Below are 984 nucleotides of genomic sequence, written 5' to 3' on the forward strand. Positions count from 1 at the left end.
GTTAACCAAATCGGCGTAAGTCCCCACCTATATGAATGTTAGGTGGGGATATAAGCCGGGCTACGACGATTACATATCTGAGTGAAATCAACCACAAGGTTGATAAAGGACGGTATGTATGAGGAGTAGCCAAATATTTTCTGTACGGTATTACTGCAATATGTATATAATAGTAATAGGTCGATAATTAGAGAAATCTAAGTGAAACGACAAGCTGTAAAAGTCAGGTTATACCCCACAGACGGGCAAGTTCAGGTGTTAGCTCAACACTTTGGATGTGCGCGTTGGTGGTGGAATTATGGGTTGAATCGATGTATTGAAACCTATAAAGCGACTGGCAAAGGCTTGTCTCAGTCTGGATTAAATTCTTTATTACCAAAACTCAAGAAAGAGAAAGAAACTGAATGGCTAGGGGATTGTTATTCACAAGTTTTACAGTCCGTGAGTCTCAACCTAAGCCGTGCGTATCAAAACTTTTTTGAAGGTAGAGCAAAATACCCTAGATTCAAATCAAAACATCATCGCCAATCAATTCAATATCCACAGAAAGTCAAGCAAGTTGATGATGCTTTGAAATTTCCCGGCAAGCTAGGAGTTGTCAAAGCAAAAATTCATCGGCCGCTTGATGGAATAATCAAAACGGTAACTGTGAGTAAATGTCCGTCGGGTAAGTATTATGCTTCGGTTTTGATGGAATATGAGGGTGATTATCCTACCTCTACCAGTGAGGGTAAAGTTATTGGGATTGATTTGGGAATCAAGGATTTTGCTGTTACCTATGATGGTAGTAAAGTTCACAAATATTCAAACCCAAAACATTTATCTAAATACGAGAAAAAACTAGCTGTAAAACAACGCATTGCTGCACGGAAAAACAAAGGTAGCAATCGTCGTAGAAAGGCTAACAAGATTGTCGCTAGGGTATATGAACAAGTTAGCAATGTCCGTCAAGACTACCTACACAAACTGTCTAGAAAGATAGTT

1 protein-coding gene is annotated in these 984 nt (G+C 39.1%); it reads left to right on the forward strand.

Going from position 1 to position 984, the window contains the following annotated elements:
- Positions 1-201 precede the first annotated feature (201 nt).
- The coding region (locus A3775_RS08760) for an RNA-guided endonuclease TnpB family protein (RefSeq protein WP_156481581.1) at positions 202-984 on the forward strand (783 nt) is incomplete at its 3' end.

It is taken from the genome of Anabaena sp. 4-3 (assembly GCF_001597745.1).
Taxonomy (GTDB): domain Bacteria; phylum Cyanobacteriota; class Cyanobacteriia; order Cyanobacteriales; family Nostocaceae; genus Trichormus.